The 19846-nt window shown below is 77.3% G+C and carries 20 protein-coding genes; 6 read left to right on the forward strand and 14 right to left on the reverse strand.

Annotation, left to right across the window (positions count from 1 at the left end):
- Positions 1–114: 114 nt before the first annotated feature.
- The 11 genes from RKE29_RS16095 to RKE29_RS16145 form a co-directional block, all read right to left on the reverse strand.
- On the reverse strand, positions 115–750 hold the full coding sequence (locus tag RKE29_RS16095; RefSeq protein WP_312006082.1) for an SIS domain-containing protein: 636 nt from the start codon (positions 748–750) through the stop codon (positions 115–117).
- A gap of 123 nt (positions 751–873) precedes the next feature.
- Entirely contained in the window at positions 874–2145 is a 1272-nt protein-coding gene (locus RKE29_RS16100) for a glycosyltransferase (protein WP_312006083.1), read from the reverse strand.
- Entirely contained in the window at positions 2145–3119 is a 975-nt protein-coding gene (locus RKE29_RS16105) for a glycosyltransferase (RefSeq protein ID WP_312006084.1), read from the reverse strand. The genes RKE29_RS16100 and RKE29_RS16105 overlap by 1 nt, the downstream gene beginning before the upstream one ends.
- A complete protein-coding gene (locus RKE29_RS16110) occupies positions 3120–4151 on the reverse strand; it encodes a glycosyltransferase family 9 protein (protein WP_312006100.1) in 1032 nt (343 codons plus the stop codon).
- A 125-nt stretch (positions 4152–4276) separates the two neighbouring features.
- Positions 4277–4951 (reverse strand): HAD-IIIA family hydrolase, encoded by a 675-nt coding sequence (locus tag RKE29_RS16115; protein ID WP_312006085.1) that lies wholly within the window; start codon positions 4949–4951, stop codon positions 4277–4279.
- Between the two features lie 119 nt (positions 4952–5070).
- Positions 5071–6159 (reverse strand): glycosyltransferase, encoded by a 1089-nt coding sequence (locus RKE29_RS16120; RefSeq protein WP_312006086.1) that lies wholly within the window; start codon positions 6157–6159, stop codon positions 5071–5073.
- The gene (locus RKE29_RS16125) at positions 6156–7916 is read right to left on the reverse strand and encodes a carbamoyltransferase C-terminal domain-containing protein (protein WP_312006087.1); all 1761 of its coding nucleotides are present in this window, start codon (positions 7914–7916) and stop codon (positions 6156–6158) included. The genes RKE29_RS16120 and RKE29_RS16125 overlap by 4 nt, the downstream gene beginning before the upstream one ends.
- Positions 7917–8063: 147 nt before the next feature.
- On the reverse strand, positions 8064–9044 hold the full coding sequence (locus RKE29_RS16130; protein ID WP_312006088.1) for an NAD-dependent epimerase/dehydratase family protein: 981 nt from the start codon (positions 9042–9044) through the stop codon (positions 8064–8066).
- A 40-nt stretch (positions 9045–9084) separates the two neighbouring features.
- Positions 9085–9282: a DUF2795 domain-containing protein gene (locus RKE29_RS16135; protein ID WP_312006089.1), complete on the reverse strand. Its 198-nt coding sequence runs from the start codon at positions 9280–9282 to the stop codon at positions 9085–9087.
- A 212-nt stretch (positions 9283–9494) separates the two neighbouring features.
- Positions 9495–11084 carry an MFS transporter gene (locus RKE29_RS16140; RefSeq protein WP_312006090.1) on the reverse strand — a complete coding sequence of 530 codons (1590 nt, stop codon included), beginning with the start codon at positions 11082–11084 and terminating at the stop codon, positions 9495–9497.
- A 60-nt stretch (positions 11085–11144) separates the two neighbouring features.
- Positions 11145–11771: a DUF2267 domain-containing protein gene (locus RKE29_RS16145; protein ID WP_312006091.1), complete on the reverse strand. Its 627-nt coding sequence runs from the start codon at positions 11769–11771 to the stop codon at positions 11145–11147.
- Between the two features lie 171 nt (positions 11772–11942).
- Here RKE29_RS16145 and RKE29_RS16150 point away from each other — a divergent pair, with 171 nt between their 5' ends.
- Positions 11943–12635 carry a peptide deformylase gene (locus RKE29_RS16150; protein WP_312006101.1) on the forward strand — a complete coding sequence of 231 codons (693 nt, stop codon included), beginning with the start codon at positions 11943–11945 and terminating at the stop codon, positions 12633–12635.
- On the opposite strand, the gene RKE29_RS16155 is transcribed toward RKE29_RS16150, so the two are convergent.
- Both RKE29_RS16155 and RKE29_RS16160 read right to left on the reverse strand, forming a co-directional pair.
- Positions 12605–13147 carry a hypothetical protein gene (locus tag RKE29_RS16155; RefSeq protein ID WP_312006092.1) on the reverse strand — a complete coding sequence of 181 codons (543 nt, stop codon included), beginning with the start codon at positions 13145–13147 and terminating at the stop codon, positions 12605–12607. The genes RKE29_RS16150 and RKE29_RS16155 overlap by 31 nt on opposite strands.
- Positions 13144–13563: an ATP-binding protein gene (locus RKE29_RS16160; protein WP_312006093.1), complete on the reverse strand. Its 420-nt coding sequence runs from the start codon at positions 13561–13563 to the stop codon at positions 13144–13146. Before RKE29_RS16160 ends, RKE29_RS16155 begins: the two co-directional genes overlap by 4 nt.
- A gap of 494 nt (positions 13564–14057) precedes the next feature.
- Between RKE29_RS16160 and RKE29_RS16165 the strand changes: the two genes are divergently transcribed.
- Positions 14058–14885: an SDR family oxidoreductase gene (locus tag RKE29_RS16165; RefSeq protein ID WP_312006094.1), complete on the forward strand. Its 828-nt coding sequence runs from the start codon at positions 14058–14060 to the stop codon at positions 14883–14885.
- Between the two features lie 218 nt (positions 14886–15103).
- Here the strand turns inward: RKE29_RS16165 and RKE29_RS16170 are convergent, their stop codons facing one another.
- Positions 15104–16507 (reverse strand): hypothetical protein, encoded by a 1404-nt coding sequence (locus tag RKE29_RS16170; RefSeq protein ID WP_312006095.1) that lies wholly within the window; start codon positions 16505–16507, stop codon positions 15104–15106.
- Positions 16508–16890: 383 nt separating this feature from the next.
- Here RKE29_RS16170 and RKE29_RS16175 point away from each other — a divergent pair, with 383 nt between their 5' ends.
- The 4 genes from RKE29_RS16175 to RKE29_RS16190 all read left to right on the forward strand — a co-directional run bounded on the left by RKE29_RS16175 (position 16891) and on the right by RKE29_RS16190 (position 19771).
- Positions 16891–17721 (forward strand): helix-turn-helix transcriptional regulator, encoded by an 831-nt coding sequence (locus RKE29_RS16175; RefSeq protein WP_312006096.1) that lies wholly within the window; start codon positions 16891–16893, stop codon positions 17719–17721.
- Positions 17718–17957: a DUF397 domain-containing protein gene (locus tag RKE29_RS16180; protein ID WP_312006097.1), complete on the forward strand. Its 240-nt coding sequence runs from the start codon at positions 17718–17720 to the stop codon at positions 17955–17957. Before RKE29_RS16175 ends, RKE29_RS16180 begins: the two co-directional genes overlap by 4 nt.
- A gap of 194 nt (positions 17958–18151) precedes the next feature.
- Positions 18152–18862, forward strand: a complete 711-nt coding sequence (locus RKE29_RS16185; protein ID WP_312006098.1) for a hypothetical protein — start codon at positions 18152–18154, stop codon at positions 18860–18862.
- A gap of 57 nt (positions 18863–18919) precedes the next feature.
- Positions 18920–19771: an SAM-dependent methyltransferase gene (locus tag RKE29_RS16190; protein WP_312006099.1), complete on the forward strand. Its 852-nt coding sequence runs from the start codon at positions 18920–18922 to the stop codon at positions 19769–19771.
- Positions 19772–19846 lie beyond the last annotated feature (75 nt).

Genomic DNA, 19846 nt, shown 5'->3' on the forward strand with positions numbered 1-19846 from the left:
CAGCGCCCGGCCCGGGCCCGAGGCCGCCCGACCCGGCGACCCGGGGCCGTACGCCGGTTCCCGCCGGCGGGAACCGGCCCCGGCCCGCGGCCCGGGCGGACGCGGCAGCGGCGGTCACGCGGTCTTCCGGCGGACCGGTACGGCCGCCGCCTCGGCGGGGGCGGCGGACGGGTGGTGGCCCGCCTCCGTGTCGAACGCCTCGCACAGCAGGTGCAGTGCCACCAGGTGGGCCTCCTGCACGGTCGCGGTGCTCGCGGTCCGTACGCACAGGGCCTCGTCGGCGGCCTCGGCCAGCGGGTTCGGACGGGGGCCGGTCATGGCCCACACCCGCAGGCCGGCCGCTCGCCCGGTGGCCGCCGCGCCCAGCAGGTTGGGGCTGCGGCCGGAGGTGGACAGCAGCACGAGCACGTCGCCGGGCCGCCCGTGCGCGGCCACCTGCCGGGCGTACAGCTCCGCGAAGCCGTAGTCGTTGCCGATGGCGGTGACGCTGGAGGTGTCGGCGTGCAGGGCGATGGCGGAGTAGGCGGGGCGCTCGCCCTGGTAGCGGCCCACGAGTTCGGCGGTCAGGTGCTGGGCCTGGGCGGCGCTGCCGCCGTTGCCCGCGGCCAGCAGCCGGCCGCCGACGGGCAGGACGGCGGCCAGGTGGCGTCCCCACTCCGCGATCCGGCCGAGTTCGCCGTTCCGGAAGGAGGCGAGCGCGTCCTGGAGGGACTGGCAGTGCTGGTGCGCGAGTCGGAGCGTGTCGGTCATGGGGGGTCGGCCTCCTGACGGCGGTTCGGGCGGTGGTGGGAGTCCCGTACCTCCCGGGCGTCTCGGGCGGTGTCTGGGCGGGCCGGGCGCGGCGCCCGGGACGGTGGTGCGGCGGGGCGGCCGTCAGGCGGCTCCGGGCACGCCGGCCGGGTGCCGGGCGAGCACCTGGCGGTAGACGTCCTCGGCGGCCGCGGCCACCCGGTCCCAGCCGTAGCGGGACAGCACCCGCCGGCGGCCGGCCGCGCCGCACGCGGCCCGCGCCGCCGGGTCGGCGAGCAGCCCGGAGACGGCCTCGGCCAGGGCCGCCGGGTCGCCGGGGGGCACCAGCCGCCCGGTGCCCGGGTCGGCGACGGTGTCCCGCTGGCCGCCGACGGCGGTGGCGACCACGGGCGTGCCGCAGGCCATCGCCTCCAGCGGCACGATGCCGAACGGCTCGTAGTCCGCGGGGCACAGCACCAGGTCGGCGCCGCGCAGCAGGGCCGGGACCCGCTCGGGCTGCACGCCGCCGGTGAACCGCACCCGGTCGGCGACCCGCAGGTCGCGGGCGAGGGCGCGCAGCCGCCGCGCCTCCGGGTCGGCGTCGAGTCCGCCGGCGGGCGGGCCGCCGGCGATGACCAGGTCGGCGCCGGGCAGCAGGGCCAGGGCGGTGAGGGAGAGCGCGGCGCCCTTGCGCGGCACGAGCCGGCCGAGCTGGACGAGCAGCGGCCGGCGCGGGTCGCGGGGCACGGCCGGGCCGTGCGGAGTGAAGCGCGCGGCGTCCACGCCGCAGGGGACCACGGTGGCCCGGCCCGGCAGCAGGCCCATGGCGGCCAGCTCGTCCACCTCGTCCCGGCAGGTGGCGACGATGCGGTCGCAGCCCTCGCCGACCTTGGTCTCCCAGGCGACGCGGTCCGGGGGGCTTGAGTCGGCGTCCTTCTGGTGGCGGCGCTTGACGGTGCCGAGCGCGTGGTAGGTGTGGGCGAGCGGCACGCCGGTCTCGCGGGCGGCCTGGAGCGCGGCGATGCCGGACATCCAGAAGTGGGAGTGGGCCACGTCGGGCGGCTCGGCGGCCCACTCCCGCTCCAGGAAGCGGCCGAAGGCGGGCATGCAGGGCAGCAGTTCGTCCTTGGGCAGGGGCCGCGGCGGCCCGGCCGGGACGTGCCGCACCTCCACGCCCGGCCGCAGGGGCACGCGCGCGGGCGCCGCGGGGTCGTCGCGGCGGGTGTAGACGGTGACCCGGTGGCCGCGGTCGGCGAGCGCGCCCGCGAGGTGGGCGACGTGGACGTTCTGCCCGCCCGCGTCGACGCCGCCGAGCGCGGCCAGGGGGCTGGCGTGCTCCGAGACCAGGGCGATGGCCAGGGCACCGGAGCCGGTGCCGGTCCAGCCGCCGGTCCGGCGCGTCGTCGAGAAGGTCATCAGCGGGTCACCTCCACCATCAGCCGCTCCCAGTCGTCCAGAAAGCGCTTGAGTCCGTACCGGTCGAGTGCCGCGCGGCGGGCCCGCGCCCCGGCCGCGGCGGCGGCCGCCCGGTCGTGGCGGAAGGAGCGGGCGGCGTGCGCCAGCGCCTCGGGGCGGGTGGACAGCACTCCGGCGCCGGGCGGCACCGCCTCGACCGCCTCGGTGGTGGCCAGGGCGACGACGGGCATGCCCAGGTGCATGGCCTCCAGCAGGGACAGGCCGAGCGAGGTCCAGCGCACGGGGTGCAGGTACAGGCGGCGGCGGGCCATGGCGGCGTGCAGCCGGTCCTGGGGCAGGTCCTGGCCGCGGATCCGGTCGCCGGGCACGCCGAGGCGCGCGGCCAGGCCCGCGGTCCGCATGCCGAAGACGTCGAGGGGGACGGCCTCGCTGAGGGCGGGCAGCAGGTCGGTGCCGGTGGTGCGGCCGCGCCGGAGCGGTTCGTTGACCACGACGGCGGCCCGGTCCAGCTCGCCGGTCCAGCGGTGGCCGGGGTCGACGACGCCGTGTTCGATCACGGTGGCGGGGGCGCGGCCGGCGTCCCAGAACAGGCGGTTGAAGTGGGTGACGTGGACGAGCACGACTCCGGCGAGGTCGTCCTGGTCGGCGCACGGGTGGCGGGTGCGGGGCACGTGGCCGTCGGGCGCGTTGTGCTCGACGTAGACGGCGGGTACGTCGCGGCCGGGGCGGCGGCCGCCCAGCCAGCGCTCGGCCAGCCGCGCCTCGTGCGGCCGCTGGAGGACGACCAGGTCGACGGGGGCGTCCCGCAGCCGCTCGGGCGGGACCTCGGCCACCGAGTCGGGCCAGGGGTAGGTGCGGGCGCGGCCCAGCCCGTCGGGGCCACGGTCAGGCAGCACCGGCACCAGGTAGGTGTGCGGGCCCTGCACGAAGGCCGTGGTCCACGAGCCGTGGACGTGCCATATGAGGACGTTCACCTACCTCACCTCCCGCGCGTGGCGGCGCTCGGGCCGTCCGCGCGCCGCCAGCAGGGAGGCGACGGCGGCGGTCACCTCCGCGTCGGTCAGCGAGTCCAGGCACGGGTGACCGGGCACCGGGCAGGTCCGCGCGCGCGTCCCGGCGCAGGGCGCGTCGCGGCGGCCCAGCAGCACGTGCGGCACCCGGTAGGGAGCCCACCGGTCGGCCGGTACGACGGGGGCGAACAGGCAGGCCACGGGGGTGCCGGTGGCGGCGGCCAGGTGGGCGGGGCCGGTGTTGCCGGTGACGACGGCCTCGGCGCCGGCCAGCACGCCGGCCAGTTCGGGCAGTCCGGTGCGCCCGCCCAGGTCCAGTGCCCAGTCGCCCGCGACGACCGCGGTCAGCTCCTTCTCCCCCGGCCCGCCGGTGACCACCACCCGGTGGCCCGCGGCGTCCAGCGCGGCGGCCGCCCGGGCGGCCCGCTCGGGGCTCCACGCGCGGGCGGGCACGGCGGCCCCCGGGTGCACCACGAGGTACGGGTCGGCGCCGGTCAGGGGCGTGGTGTCGGGCGGGGTGGCGATGCGCAGCGCCCCGTCGTCGCCGGGCGGCAGGGCGAACCCGGCGGCCTCGGCGAGGTCGAGGGCGGCCTCGGCCTCGTGCCGGTGCGGCGCCCGCCGGTGGCGCAGGTCGAGCAGGGCGCCCGGGTAGTACTCGCTGTCGGCGGCGGTCCAGGCCACGCCGGCCAGCTTCAGCAGCAGCGCGGCGGGCAGCGGGCTCTGGTGGTAGGAGGCCAGCACCAGCGCGCGGTCGAAGCGCCGCGCGGCGACCGCGCCGAGCAGGGCGTCGGTGTCGGCGCGGCGTACGGGCGCCGGGTCCAGGCCCACCCAGGGGGCGTCGTGCACCAGCACCTCGTCCACGCCGGGCAGCAGCCGGGCGGCGGGCTCGCCGCGCGGGCCGCAGAGCATCGCGGTGTACGACGAGCCGGCGGCGACGGCGCGCACGGCGGGCCCGGCCAGCAGCACGTCGCCGGCGCTGTCGAGCCGTACCACCAGGGTCCTGGGGCCGCGCCCGGAGTCTGCGGCGGGCGGCGCCTGCCGGGTCTCGCGGGCCTGCGCGACCGCCCGGGCCGCGGCGGCTCCGGCGGCTTCGGGGGCTTCGGCGGCTTCCGTGGGGCGGCTCACCGGGCACCTCCCGCCCGGCCGGGACCGGCCGGGGCCGCCGGGGCGTCGCCGCCCAGCAGGAGGCGCACCGCCGACAGCAGGTCCACGGTCGCCTCCCCGGCGTCGGCGACCTCCCGGGTCAGCGTGGCCCCGGTGGGCACGAGCACGCCGCGGGCGCCGGCCGCGCGCGCGGCCGCGACGTCCGCGCCGATGTCCCCGACGACGGCCGTACGGTGCGCGGGCACGCCCAGCCGCGCGCAGGCCGCGTACACCAGGCCGGGCGCGGGCTTGCGGCAGCCGCACCCGTCCTCGGGGCCGTGCGGGCACACCGCCCACACGTCGATCGGGCCCAGCAGGTGTGCCACGCGCCGCTGCACGGCCGCCACCCGCTCCCGGGTGAGCAGCCCGCGGGCCACGCCGGACTGGTTGCTGACCACGCCGACGGGCAGCCCCCGCGCCCGTACGGCCGCGAGCGCGGCGCGGGCGGTGGGCAGGGGTTCGACCAGCGCCGGGTCCCCGTTGTAGGGGACGTCCTTCACGAGGGTGCCGTCGCGGTCGAACAGCACGGCGGCGAGCCCGCCGGGGGCGTGCCCGGCGCGGGCGGTCCGCCGCGGGCGCGGTGCGGCGGCGGGGAACAGCCACGGCCGCGCCGCCTCGGCGGATGATGCTGCTGGGACGGGTGGTGTTGGCACGCCGCACCGAGTATCCGCGCCGCAGACGACCAAACGTGACGCTCGGTGACGTGGAGACATCGACTGCCGGGCGGCCCGCCGCGGCGGGGCGGCCCGGCCGGGCGGCCGGTCCGGGGCGTTCACTCCCGCTCCGCCGCCCCGTCGCCGGTCTCGGCCGCCGCCCGGCGGTGGCGCGCCAGGCCGGCCAGCCAGTGGGCGGTGGCCACCGGGGGGATGACGGCGCTGCTGACCGCCATGGTGGTGATCTCCTCGCGGGTGCGCGGCCCGGGCAGGATGCGGGTGGCGGCGAACTCGGCGGTGCCCGCCAGCCACAGCGCCGCGCACGCGGCCGCGGCCCGCGGCCTGCGGGCCGCCGCACACGCCAGGGCGGCCGCGGCGGCCCCGGTGACCGCCAGGTGCCGGGGCAGCCGGCCGCGGGGCGCGCCGGCCCGGGCCCACCAGCCGCGGCCGTGGACGCGGCGCATCAGCGCGTCGTCCGCGTTGCCCGCCTGGGTCCGCACCGACACCCATCGGTCGGCGGGCCGCACCGGGTGGGTGGTGCGGCGGGTGCCGCGGGCCAGCGTCCAGCCGGCCGCCAGGACCCGCAGCGCCAGGTCGGAGTCCTCGCGGAAGGCGCGCGGGAAGCGCTCGTCGAAGCCGCCGACGGCCTCCAGCGCCGCGCGCCGGTAGGCCATGTCCGCGGTGATCCAGCGGGCGCCGGCCAGGCCCGCCGTGCAGCGCTCCCAGTCGGTGGGCCTGCGGTCCTGCGGCAGCGGCACGCTGATGACGCCCTGCACCCCGGCCGTACGGGGCTGCGCCGCCGCGAGGTCGGCGGCGAGCCGGGCCGCCCAGCCGGGGCCGGGTATGACGTCGTCGTCCAGGAAGGCGATCCACGGCTCGGGCGCGACCCGCCACCCGGTGTTGCGGGCGGCGGCGGGCCCGGCCGCGCCGCCGGGGACGACCTCGGTGATCGCGTGCAGCGCCGGGGGGATCTCCACGGGCAGCGGGGCGCAGTCCTGCGGCGGCCGGTCGTCCACCAGGACGATGCGGCGCGGACTCGGCTCGCCGGCCTCGTCCAGGGCGCGCAGCACGGCGGCGAGGGTGGGCCGTCCGAGGGTGGGGATGACCACGGCGTACGCCGGGCCGGCGGCCGGCTCCCGGCCGTTCACCGGTTCCGGCGCGACGCCGTCGCGCAGGTCGAAGCCGTTGACCAGGTGTCGGTCGCTCATCGCAGTCCTCCGTCCGCTCGGTCCGCACCGCCGGGGCCGTCAGGGCCCCTGGTCCCGCCGGGGCCCGCGGCCGCGTACGTCCCGGCCGCGCCGCCGGTCGCCGCGTCCGGCTGCCCGCCCGCGAAGAACGCGCCGCGCCGGACCACGAACGGGCCGATGGCCAGCAGGTCCACCGGCGCCGAGCCGAAGCACTCCAGCGCGTCGCGCGGGTCGTCGACCATGGGCCGCCCGGCCGTGTTGAGGCTGGTGTTGACCACCACCGGCAGGCCGGTCAGGTGCTCGAAGGCGCCCAGCATGCGCGCGAGCAGCGGCTCGTCGGCCGGGTCGACGGTCTGGATGCGGGCGGTGCCGTCCACGTGCACCACGGCCGGGACGCGCTCGCGCCACTCGGGGGCCACGTCGTGCACGAAGAGCATGTACGGGCTCGGCAGCGGGCCGTGGAAGATCTCGGCGGCCCGGTCGGCGAGCACCATCGGCGCGACCGGCCGGAACTGCTCGCGGCCCTTGACGTCGTTCAGCCGCTCCAGGTTGCCCGACCGGCCGGGGTGGGCCAGCAGCGACCGGTGCCCCAGGGCCCGCGGGCCGTACTCGCTCCCGCCCTGGAACCAGGCGACGACCGCGTCGTCGGCCAGCGCCCGCGCCACCGTCCCGGCCAGGTCGGCGGGCTTCTCGTACGGTACGGCGGCCGTCTTCAGCCACGCCTCCAGCTCCGCGTCCGACCAGCGGCGCCCGAGGGCGGCGCCGGGCATGGGCGCGACCGGCTCGCCGGCCCCGGCCGCCAGCAGCAGCGCCCCGCCCAGCGCGGTGCCCGCGTCGCCGGCCGCGGGCTGCACCCACACGCGGTCGAAGGGGCCCTCGCGGGCGATCCGCGAGTTGGCCACGCAGTTCAGCGCCACTCCCCCGGCCATGGTCAGCAGCCGGTCGTGGGTGCGGCCGTGCAGCCAGCGCACCAGGTCCAGCAGGGTCTCCTCCAGCACCGCCTGGGCGCTGGCGGCGAGGTCGGCGTGCTCCTGCGACCACGCCTGGCCCGGCGGCAGCGGGGCGCACAGCTCCGCCCAGGGCACGCCGGCCGCCCGGAAGCCGCCGTCGCCGGTGGCGTGGACGTGACGGCGCAGCTCGCCCAGCATGCGCGGGGTGCCGTAGGAGGCCAGGGCCATGACCTTGTACTCGTCGCTGGAGCGCAGGAAGCCCAGGTGCTCGGTCAGCTCCTCGTAGACCAGGCCGAGCGAGTGCGGCAGCTCCTGCCCGTGCAGCGGCTCCAGGCGGTCGCCCACCCGCCGGGCGGCGAGGTGGGAGGTGGCCTCGCCGCGGCCGTCGAGGACCAGCGCGGAGCAGGTCCGCGCGTCCGGCGCGGCGAGCGCGCCGGAGGCGGCGTGCGCCATGTGGTGGGGCACGAAGCGCACCAGGTCGGGGTCGAGTCCGGGCAGCGCGTCGGCCAGGAACCCGGGCGCCTCGCGCGCGTACGCCAGCCGCAGGTGGTCCCACGGGTCCTCCAGCCCCATCGCGGCGGTGGGCCGGGCCAGGGAGGGGTCGAAGGAGTAGGCGACGGCGTCCAGGTCCTGGGGGCGCAGGCCGGCCTGGGCCAGGCACCAGGCGGCGGACTTCTCCGGCATCTCCCAGGCGGAGAAGGGCACCGGCCGCTTGCCGTGCTTGCGCCGGGAGAACCGCTCCTCCTCCGCGGCGGCGACGGTGCGCCCGTCGATGACGAGCGCGGCGGCCGGGTCGTGGAAGAGAGCGTTGATGCCAAGGACACGCATGGGTGTACGCCTTTCGGCGGCCCGTCGGCCGCGGTGGTCCGGAAAAGGGGTGCGGTGCACGGGCCCGCCGGGGCCGGGCCGGCGGCGCGGCCGGGCGTCGGCCCCGGCGTGAGCGGGCGTCGGCCCGGCGCGGCCGGCCGGGCCGGTTCAGGCCGCGGCGTGCTCGCGGAACCAGTGGATGGTGCGGGCCAGTCCCTCGTCCGCGTCGACGCACGGCTCCCACTGGAGCTTGCCGCAGGCCAGGGTGATGTCCGGGCAGCGCACCGCCGGGTCGTCCGTGGGGCGTTCGACGAAGCGCACGGCGGAGCCGGAGCCCGCCAGGGCGATGATCTTTCGGGCGAGGTCGAGCATGGTGATCTCGGCCGGGTTGCCGATGTTCACCGGGCCGCGCAGGTCGGAGGCCGCCATGGCGAGGATGCCGCGCACGGTGTCGTCCACGTAGGCCAGGGACCGGGTCTGCCGGCCGTCGCCGGTGACGGTCAGCGGCTCGTCCGCCAGCGCCTGGCGGACGAAGGTGGGCACGGCGCGCCCGTCGTGGCCGCGCATCCGGGGCCCGTAGGTGTTGAACAGCCGCACGATGCCGGTGTCCGTGCCGTGCGCGCCCGCCTCGGCGGTGGTCAGGGCCTCCCCGAAGCGCTTGGCCTCGTCGTAGACGCTGCGCGGGCCGACCGGGTTGACGTTGCCCCAGTAGGTCTCGCTCTGCGGGTGCTGCTGGGGGTCGCCGTACGCCTCGGAGGTGGACGCCAGGACGAACCGGGCGCCGTGGCGGCGGGCGAGGGCCAGGGCGTTGCGGGTGCCCAGGCTGCCGGTCTCCAGCGTGTGCATCGGCAGCCGCAGGTAGTCGGCGGGCGAGGCCGGGGACGCGAAGTGCAGGACCAGGTCGGGCGGCCCGGCCGCGCCCGGCCCCCCGGGCGCGTCGAACGGTTCGGTGACGTCGGCGGGCAGCAGCGCGAAGGCGGGGTGCCCCGTGAGGTGGGCCACGTTTCCGGCCTGGCCCGTGCAGAAGTCGTCGACGCAGGTGACGGCCGTGCCCTCGGCGAGCAGCGTGGTGCACAGGTGGGAGCCCAGAAAACCGGCGCCGCCGGTGACGACGGCGTGCCGGAAGCGGGGGGTGGACGCGTCGGGCATGAAGTCTCCCTTCGGTGCCGTGGATCCGGGTGCGGCGGGCTCACGAACCGGAGCCGAAGAGGTCCTTCTCGACGTCGTTGGGGCCGTCGAAGCGGTCGCGCCTGAGGTGGGCTATGGTGTCGACCACCTTTTTATCCGCCTTGTTCTGCTTGGCCAGCTTGACCAGATCGTCCTTGGTGGCCGGGTAGCCGGCGCCCTTCAGGGCCTTCTGCGCGTCGATAGGGCTGATGTCGGGCATGGCAAGGTCCCCTTTCGCAAGGTCCCCCGGCGTGGCGGGGGCGGTCGCGGGTATGGCCGCCGCCGGCCCGGACAGGCACGGGCGGCGTCGTCCCCAGTACCCCACGCCACAGGGACCAATCAGGACAATCCTTGTCTTTGCCGTTCCCGGGCCGGTGGATCCGCCGCGGCCCGCGCGGTTCCCGACGGGGCCGGGGACCGCGCGGAACCGCGTCAGACGGCCGACAGTTCGGGCGCCGGGGCGGGCCCGCCGACCGGGGCGGGGTGAGGCGCCGGGGCGGGTACGGCCGCGGGCGCCGGGCGGGCGGCGCGGCGGGCGTGGTGCAGCGCGCCCGCGCCGATGGTGCCCGCGATGACCAGGCCCCCGGCGACCAGCGCGCCGCGCGCGCCCGCCACCTGCATCAGCAGGCCGAGCAGCGGCGGGCCCGCCAGGCCCCACGCGGTGCTCGCGCTGCGCCACACGCCCAGCACCCGGCCGCGCAGGTGCGGCGGCGGGTCGGTCTGGAGCACCGTGGTGCCCGCGGTGTCGGAGACCGACTCCACCACGGCCATGGGGGCCACCAGCAGCACCAGCCACCACACGCCGGGCGCCAGACCGGCCCCGGCCTGGAGCAGCGCGCCGGTGGCGGCCAGGGCCGCGACGAGCCGTACGGACGGCCGTTGCAGCCGCCCGGCGAGCACCGCGCCCGCGATGCCGCCGGCCGCGAGCACGGTGGAGACGGTGCCGAACTGCCCCGGGCCGCCGGCCAGCGGGCCGGTGACCAGGACGGCGAGGGTGAGGCCGTAGTTGCGGCCGAACACGGCGCTCACCGCGGTGACGGCGGTCAGGGCCACCAGCCGGGGCCGGCCCAGGAAGAAGGCCAGGCCCTCGCGGGCGGTTCCGGCCCCCGGGCCCGGGCGCCGCCGCCCGGGCCCGGGGCCGGGCGGGCCGTGAGGCGCCTCGGGGGGTGCGTCGCGGCGCGGCCGCAGGAAGGGGATGACCGCGGCGACGAACAGGAAGGACAGGCCGTTGGCGGCGTACGCGGCGGCGGTGCCGAACCAGCCCACGGCCACACCGGCCAGCGCCACGCCGCCGAGCCGGCCCACGCTGCTGACCACGGAGCCCAGGGCGATCGCGGACGGCACGTCCCCGACGGGCACCAGGTCGTTGCCCAGCAGCGCGCAGGCCGGGGCGTCGACGGTGGCGACCAGGCCGGTCACCGCGGCCAGCACCATGAGCAGCGGCATGGTGAGCAGGTCGCACGCCACCAGGGCGGCGGTGGCGAAGGCCACGGCCCCCAGCACGGCCTGGCTCACCGCGGCGGTGAGCTTGCGCGGCCAGGCGTCCACGGCGGCGCCGCCCGCCAGGCCCAGCAGCAGCCCGGGCGCGGCCTGTACCGACAGCGACAGGCCGGTGGCGGCGGCGGAGCCGGTGAGGTGCAGCACCAGGAGGTTCTGCACGGTCAGCTGCATCCACGTCCCGGCGCCGGAGACCAGGTTGGCCACGGACCACCACCGCATGCCGCGGTGGCGCAGGCACCGCCAGGGGGACCGGTCGGGGCGTCCCGGGCCGGGCGGTCCGGGCGGATCGGGCTCGGCCGCCTCCGCCGGCCCGGCCGCGGCGGCGGGAGCGGGCGGTGCGGGACGGCGGGAGCGGGCGCGCGGCCCGGGAACGCGGGGCGCTGGGGCGGATGTCGTCGCGAGGGCGCGCGACAGCACGCCGGAGCAGGCAGAAGGCACGGGCACGGGTGGGGGCTCGGGGACACGAGAGAAGGCCCCGCTCGCGGAGCCGGCCGGCCGGCGGAAGCGGCGGCGCCGTCTCATCGTCACAGACGCCCGGCCGCGGTCGCGCCGCCCGGCTCCCGCCGCGGCGCCCCGCGGCCGTCAAACCCGGAGCGTGCCGGGGGACTTGACTCCTGGCGTGGGTTTCCTCACACCCGCGGCCGCGGCGGCCGGGCCCGGGCGCGGCGGGCGCGTCAGCCTCGGGCCGCGCCGGTGCCCGCGCCCGACGCGGCCCTGGTCCGCAAGCCCCTCCGACGGCCCCGGCCTAGGCAGCCCCCGCCGCCCCTGCGCCCCCTCCTGGGACAGGGCCCGGCCCGGGGGCAGCAGCTCCCGGATGTCGTCCGGCAGCACCGCGTACACCTTCCGCATCAGCTCCGGGCTCACCGCCGAGTCCAGCACCTCGAACACGGCGGCCGCCTCGCGCAGCGCGCCCTCCTCCGAGGTGCCCGTGCGCCAGGCGACGCGCCCGGCGAAGCCGGTGAGCCCGAACCGCTCGCCGTGCTCGCGCCGGTAGGCCCGCGCCTGCGGCGAACCCTCGTGGGACGCGGTGACGCGGCGCAGGGCCTCGCCCGCCTCGACCGGCAGCTGCGCCGCCACATGGTCCGCCACCCCGTCCGGGACCCGCTCGGCGAGCGTCTCCAGCGTGGCGCGCACGGCCCGCTCGGCGGACTGCCGGTCGGGCAGCCGGGCGCGGGCCTGGACCTGGCCTGTCAGAACGTCGTAGCGCATGACGACCCACCCCTGTCGGAGGCAGAGAACTCGGTGACCGTCCGGGTAACCGCGCGCGGCCGCGCGACACGCGCCCGCCCGCGCCGCCGCGGCGGCCCGGCCGCGCCGTCCCGCCGTTGATCGCTGTTGTCCCGCGGTGATCGCTCTTGCGACCCTGTCCCCATGCCGACTATGCCGACCCAGGCCCTCGAAGGACTCGTCGACGGACTCCTCGACGGCCCCCGCCCGCTCCCGCTCGTCCTCGCGGGCGCCCCGGTGCTGCGGCAGCCGGCCGTCCCGTACGACGGGCAGCTGGGCGACGAGCGCCTGGCGCGCCTGGCGCGGGCGATGCGGGAGACCATGCACGCCGCCCCGGGGGTGGGTCTGGCCGCACCGCAGGTGGGCGTCCCGCTGCGGATCGCGGTCATCGAGGACCCGGCGGAGGTGCCGGAGCCGGTGCGGGCGGCCCGGGGCCGGGTGCCGCAGCCCTTCCGGGTGCTGGTCAACCCGTCGTACGAGCCGGTGGGCGGGCGGCGGGCGGCGTTCTTCGAGGGCTGCCTGAGCGTGCCGGGCTGGCAGGCGGTGGTCGGCCGGTACGAGCGGGTGCGGCTGCGCGGACTGGACGAGCGGGGCCGGGAGCTGGACGAGGAGTTCGCCGGGTGGCCCGCGCGGATCGTGCAGCACGAGACGGACCACCTGGCGGGCACGCTCTACCTGGACCTGGCCGAGACCCGCTCGTTCTCCTCGGCGCAGGACGTGGCGACCCGCTGGGCGCAGCCCACCCCGGAGGACGCCGCGCGGGCGCTGGGCTTCCCGCTGGCGGGCCCGGCCGCGGCGGCCGCCGGGCCGGACGGTCAGCGCGAGGGCGCCTCGGACAGCGGGTAGCCGGCGGCCGGACCGGCGGGGTCGGCGCTGTCGCGCAGGGCGGCGCGCAGCGCCGAGCTGTCGGTGAGCCGCCCGGCCGGCTGCACCAGCCACACGTGGCCCGCGCGCACCGTGCCGGGCCGCGGGCAGCGCAGGACGCGGCCGGGTCCGGCCGCCGCGACGGTGCGCCGCCGCTCGTACGGCGTGCCCGCGAGCCACCGCCGCCACTGGTCCGCGGCGCCGGGCGGCACCAGGAAGGACACCACGTGGCTGGCGGTGGCCAGCATCACCGGGCCGACGGCCGCGTCCCGCCGGTGCAGCGCCTGGATCACCGCCGTGCCGAGGTCGTCGGTCATCCGCACCAGGTCGAAGGCGCGGCCGACCGGCAGGTCGGCCAGGCCGTCGCCGCTGGCCCACCGCAGCCGCACCTCGCCCGGCTCGTCGCTGGCCGCCAGGAGCCACTCGGCCGCGTCGAAGCCCCGCGCGCCCGGTCGCCCCTCCGCGGTGCCCGCCGCGCCCCGGGCGCCGGTCACCGCTCCTCCTCCAGCCGCAGGGTGAACCACACCTTCTTGCCCGTGCCGCCCGGCGCGGGCTGCTCGGTGCCCCAGGCGGCGGCCAGGGTGTCCACGATCGCCAGACCGCGCCCGGACTCCTCGCTCTCGCCGGCCCTGCGCGGCGCGGGGCGGGCGGGTGAGGAGTCGATGACCTCCACCCGCACCTCGCGCTCGTTCGCCTCCACGGACACCACGACGGTGTCCTCCGGGCCCGCGCTGCCGTGCTCGACGGCGTTGGCGAACAGCTCGTTCGCGGCGAGGGTGGCGACCTCCGCGACGTGGTCGAGCTGCCAGGCGGTGAGCCAGCCGGTGACCATCCGGCGGACGGCCGCGGCGCGGTCGGGGCGAGCGGGGAACCCGGTCCGCACCGCGCGGCGGGACTCCACTGAGATCATCGCGCTCTCCCCGCTGGCGTCGGGCGGGGAGGGCGGCCGTGGTCCGCTAACCGGCACGGTCGGGGTGCGGCGGCCACGCGCCGGGAGGTTGGGGGCATCGGGGACTTCCTCGTCATCGTCCGGCAGCGGCGGCCGTGGCGGCCGGCCGGAAGCGGCCCGCCGCGGCGAACCCCGGTCGGCGGCGGGGTGCCGGCCGGCCGGGTGGTTGAGGAGCTGACGAACGGGTAAGCGCTTTCCGTCGGCTGACCGCGCGGCACTGGTGCGGGTAGCGGATGATCAGCGCCTGGTGGCCGATCCGCTCGCGCCGGCCGCCGCCGAGGGAGACGGCCCGGTGGCGGTGCGCGCTGGATACCGACATGGTCCTCCTTCGACAGGCAGCGGGCATGCGTCAGTCGCCGCTCATGTAGACAAACGGTTGGGCCGTCCGGCGGGCGAGAGGGCATTGGGGTTGTCCGGTTGTACGGGCGTAGTGGTTCGGGCTGTACGGTCCGGACGTGACAAGCGGGAGTGAGGACCGCGGCCGGGAGACCCCCGGCGCGGCGGGACGGTCCGGGGTGAACGGCAAGCGGGTGCTGGTCACCGGGGGCACCCGGGGACTGGGCGAGCAGATCGTGCGGCTGCTGGCCGCCGAGGGCGCGCGGGTGGCCACCTGCGCGCGGACGACGGACGGCCTGGAGCGGCTGGCGGCGTCGGTGGCGGCGCAGGGGCACGGGCCGGTGTTCACACGCGCGCTCGACGTGACCGGGCCGGACCGCCTGGAGGAGTTCGCGGACGCGGCGGGGATACGTTTCGGCGGACTGGACGGGGTGGTGGCCTGCGCCGGCGGCGCCCGCGGCGGCGACCTGGAGCGCGCGGACGCCCGGGACTGGGCCGCGACCTGGGAGCTGAACGTCGGGCACACCGTGCGGCTGGTGCGGGCCGCCGTGCCGCACCTGCGCGCGGCGGGCGGCGGGTCGGTGGTGGTCATCGCGTCGATCTCCGGCTGGAAGCCGGGGCCGCAGGCGCAGTACGGGGCGGCGAAGGCCGCCCAGATCCACCTCGCGGCGTCCCTGGCCCGCGAGCTGGGCGCGGACGGCATCCGGGTGAACGCCGTCTCGCCCGGCTCCATGCTGATCCCGGGCAAGCGCTGGGACCGTATGCGCCGGGAGTCGCCCGAGGCGTTCGCGCGCTTCGCGGCCGAGGTCCCGCGGGGAGAGCTGGTGGCGCCGCAGGAGGTGGCCCGCGTGGTGGTGTTCCTGCTGTCGGACGCGTCCAGCGGCATCTCCGGCGCGCACCTGCCGGTGGACCGGGCCCAGAACGCCCCGTCGGCCGAGGGCTACTGACCCGGCGGCCGGACGGGCAGCGGGGTAGGCGCCCGCCGCGCGGGACGCGGGCGGCAGGGCAGGCGGAAGCGCCCGGGGCGGCGGGACGGGTCCGCGCGGCGGACGGGAGGCGGCTCCCGCCCGCCCGGACCGGCTGGCTGGTCGGTCCGGGCGGGCCGGGGCCCTGCGCCGGCCCCGAGGCAGAGGCCAAAGCTCGGGGCCGGCGGGCTTTCAGGCGGTCACACCGCCATGCCGAGCACCGGCCGGGACCGCTGCTCGAAGCGGCGCACCACGGGCTCGTCGCGACAGGGCACCAGCCGTCTGCGGAAGTCCCGCAGCGCCTGCACCGAGCGCTCGCTGTGCACGCCGCTGAGCGTGTCCAGCGCCTCCTCGGCGGTGCCCATCGCCTCGTCGAGCCGGTCCTGCTGGAGGTACGCGGTGGCCAGCACGGACCGGCTGATGGCCTGCCGGCGGCGCCGGTCGGCGTTGTTGCGCACCGACTCGCCGGCCGCGCGCTCGGCCGCCGCCGCGTTGCCGAGGTCCCGGAAGCACAAAGCGGCCTCGGCCTGCAGGTAGTGGTGGTCCAGGTAGCGCACCCAGGGGGATTCCTGGTCCGCGCCCTGGCTCTTGGCCAGTTCGGCGTCGGCGGCGCGCAGCGCGGCGGTGGTGCCCGCCGCGTCGTTCAGGGCCGCGTGGCCGCGGGCGGCCATGGCGTGCAGGCGCATCAGCCCCAGGGGGCTGCCCGAGTGCCGGGCCGTGGCGATGCCGACCCGGGCCAGCTCCACGCCCGCCTGCGGCTGGCCGAGGTTGGTGGCCAGGTGGGACAGGCCGGCCAGGATCTGGCCGCCCAGGACCCGGTCGCCGCCCTCGGCGCACAGCCGCAGAGCCTGCGTCATGTAGCGCTGGGCCAGGCCGTACTCGGCGTTGTCGTAGCTGCTCCAGCCGGCCGTGGCGGCCAGCTTGGCGGCCGCGGTGAACAGCTGCCGCCGCTCCTGCTGCCCGGTGCCGCGCTGCTGGAGCATGGGGATGACCTCGGTGGACAGGTACAGCACGATGCTGGCGCGCACCTGGCCGCCGCCGAAGCGGTTGTCCATCTCGTCGAACATGGTGATCGCCGCGTGCACCTGCTCCACGCGGCCGGCGCCGGAGACCGGCTCCAGCCGGCCGGCCTCCTGGTTCTCCACCAGCCACAGCAGCCACTCGCGCTGGGGGTTCATCAGCGCGCCGGCGACGAAGGGGACCGAGCCGAGCATGCTGCGGCGGGATATGTCGGTGGAGCCTAGCTCCGCGAGCGTGTGCAAGGTCTCGCTTACGTCGTCGCTGTAGACCAGCGCTCGCGCGGCCACGGGGCGCTGCCGGTCGGCGACGAAGCCGAGGTCGGCGGGCGCCACCGGCCGGCTGAGCCGCTGCGAGAGCACCGCGGCGATGAGCTCGGGCGTCGTCCCGCGTGGCTGTCCCCCGTGCAGCCAGCGGGTGACGGACGCCTTGTCGTAGTTGGATTCCAGTCCCTGCCGCCGGCCCAGTTCGTTGACCCGGTGGGCGAGTGAGGCGTACGAGCAGCCGGCCTCCTTGAGGGCAGCCGCCAGTGCGCTGTTGGCGCCGCGTGAACCATCGCGCCCGCTCCTTGCTTGTCCGTTCGTCATCGTGACCACCTGACACTCGCGCCCCGCGGGGTCGCCGTCCCGTCGTCACGCCGCGGCCCGCGCCACCGGTGGGGCGACGCGGCGCGATGGCGCCGGACGCCGTCCCCGGAAACGGGTGCCGGCCGACCGCCGGGACACCTCAACGGAGATGTGCTAAAGGGAGGTTGGGAGCCTCCACCGCGGAAGGTGAGATGGGTCACTCGCCTACTATGGACGCCGACACACGCAACCCGCAAGCTTCGTTCTGATAATTTCAAACCGATCCCATCGCTCTGTATCTGTCGACAGCGGCATGGCACACTTCGACGCTGTGACAGTCGTCCGGTGGGAGGCAGGGCGTGAGCGAGGCACGGGCATCGAGCGCCGCACCGACCGTTTTGCGCATGGTCCTCGGCAGGCGTTTGCGGCAGCTGCGTGAGGCGGCGGGCGTCTCGTTCGAGGAGGCGGCGCAGGCCATCGAGGTCACCGCGCTGACGGTGCGCCGGATGGAGAAGGCCGAGGTCGGGCTCAAGGTCCCGTACGTGCGCGAGCTGCTGCGGCACTACGGCGTCGCGGACTCCGAGTGCGAGGAGTTCCTCGATCTGGCCCGGGAGGCCAACCAGCCCGGCTGGTGGCACCAGTTCCGCGACGTCCTGCCGGAGTGGTTCAGCGCCTACGTGAGCCTGGAGAGCGAGGCCACGGTCATCCGCGCGTACGAGCCGCACTACGTGCCGGGACTGCTGCAGACGCCGGACTACGCCCGCGCGCTGCTGCGGGTGGGCTTCCCCAACGACGCGTCCGAGGAGCTGCGCCGCCGCGTCGAACTGCGCGTCAGGCGGCAGGACCTGCTGTCCAAGCCCGACTCGCCCGCGGTGTGGACGCTGCTGGACGAGACGGTGCTGCGCCGCCCGGTCGGCGGGCCGCAGGTGATGCGCCGCCAGCTCGACCACCTGCTCGACGCGCTGGACACGCTGCCGAAGGTGCGGCTGCAGGTCATCCCCTTCGCGGCGGGGCCGCACCCGGGCGCCTTCGGGCCGTTCCACTACTTCCGGTTCGGGTTCTCCGAGCTGCCCGACATCGTCTACGCCGAGACGCTCACCGGCGCGGTCTACGCCGACCAGCCCGCCGCCGTCGTCTCCTACCTCGAAGTCCTCGACCGGATGGCCGTCCAGGCCGCGCCGATCAGCGAGACCAGGGCGATCCTGGAAGAAGCACGTAAGGAGTTCCTGACATGACCGGTCCCATATACAGCGGCATGCCGGCCACCGACCTGGGCGCGGACGGGTGGGAGAAGCCGTGGAGCGGGACCAACGGCGGCACGTGCGTGGAGGTCAAGAAGCTGCCGGACGGCCGGGTGGCCTTCCGCCAGTCCACCGACCCGCACGGCCCGGCCCTGGTCTACACGCGTCCGGAGGTCGCCTCTTTCCTGGAGGCCGCGAAGGCGGGCGGCGCGGACTTCCTGATCAGCTGAGTGCGCCCCCCGTGTGCCTCTGGTGCGTACCCCGGGGTGCACCGGCGAACCACTACGCGCGCACAACCGAACAACCTCCTTCCGCACTCCCCCCGTGCGCCGGCGCACCGCACACTGTAGGTCCCGCGGCGGGCGGCGCCCGCCCGTCGCGGGATCGTCGTGGCAGCGCGGGATTCGTCGCGGAAGGACAGCAGATGCGCGAGGACCCGCGCGGGGCCGGCCAGGCCGGCCGCCCCGGCGACGGGGTCCGGCGGACGAGTTCCCCGCAGGCACTGGCCAGGTACCGCACCCTGGTCGTCGAGGCCTGTGACGGGGTGGCCAGGAGCGGCCTGCTGGCCCGGCTGGCGCGCCAGCACGGGTTCACCCTGCGGCGCCCGCCGCGGGACCTGCCGCACCTGGACCCGGTCCGGCCCTACCACGAACTGCTGGCGCAGCCCGGGCGGCTGGCGCTGGACAGCGGGTTCCTCGGCGAGCTGGTGTACGGGCCGCTGCGGCGCGGGCGGTCGCGGCTGACGTGGATCGAGGCGTTCGACTTCGCCGAGGCGGTGGCCGCCCGGGACGGCGCTTTCGTCCACCTGACCGCGCCCGCGGCGGTGCTGCGGGAGCGGCTCGCCGCGCGCGGCGGCCGGGCGCCGGACCCGCAGGAGGCCGAGGCCGCCGCCGGCGCGTACGAGCGGGCCCTGCGCACCCTCGCCCACCACGTCCCGGTGTGGACGCTGGGCGAGGAGCCGCCGCGGCTGCCGGAGACGGTGTGCCTGGCGCCGGCCCCGGCGCCGACGCGCCGGGCGGCCGCGCGCCAGGGTCCCTCGCGCCCGCGCGGCGACCAGGTGGGCGGCGCACGCTTCCCGCGCATCCGCGCGCCTGTCTCCTCACGCGCCAACCGCGAGGAGAACACGGGTCGCTGACGGTAGGTTAGTGGCCCACGAGCACGGCGAACGCGACCGTACGTCAGGAGTATGCGCATGTCAGATGCCTCGTCCACACCCGACCAGCAGGCGCTGGCGAAGATCGACACCACGGTGCCGCACTCGGCCCGGATCTGGAACTACTGGATGGGCGGCAAGGACAACTACGAGGTCGACCGCGAGGCCGGGGACGCCTACNAGGACAACTACGAGGTCGACCGCGAGGCCGGGGACGCCTACCGCGAGATCGCCCCGAACATCGAGGACATGGCCCGCGCCTCCCGCGCGTACCTCATCCGCACGGTGACCTTCGTGGCCGGGGAGTGCGGCATCCGCCAGTTCCTGGACATCGGCACCGGCCTGCCGACGTACGACAACACCCACCAGGTCGCGCAGCGGCTGGCCCCGGAGTCCAAGATCGTCTACGTCGACAACGACCCGCTGGTGCTGCGGCACGCCCAGGCCCTGCTCACCAGCACGCCCGAGGGCGTCACCGACTACATCGACGCCGACCTGCACGATCCCGAGAAGATCATCGAGGCGGCCCGGAAGACCCTGGACTTCACCCAGCCGGTGGCGCTGATGCTCATGGGCATCCTGGGGCACATCCAGGACTACGACGAGGCCCGCGCGATCGTGCGGCGCCTGCAGGACGAGCTGCCCTCCGGCAGCTACTTCGTGCACTACGACAGCACCGACACCGACCAGGCGCTGCAGGATGCCCAGCAGGGCTACGACGACACCGGCGCGGTGCCCTACGTGCTGCGCAGCCCCGAGCAGATCGCGCGCTACTACGAGGGCCTGGAGCTGCTGGAGCCCGGGATCGTGTCCTGTCCGCTGTGGCGGCCGGAGCCGGGCACCTCGCCGGAGAAGACGGACGTGTACGGCGGCGTGGCGCGCAAGGCCTGACCGGCGGGCCGGCCGGAGCGGCGCGCCGCCGCGGACGTGGCGGGGCCGCCGGCGCGTGGGCGGCCGGCGGCCCCG

The sequence above is a fragment of the Streptomyces sp. B1866 genome (assembly GCF_031932565.1).
In the GTDB taxonomy this organism is placed as follows: Bacteria; Actinomycetota; Actinomycetes; order Streptomycetales; family Streptomycetaceae; genus Streptomyces.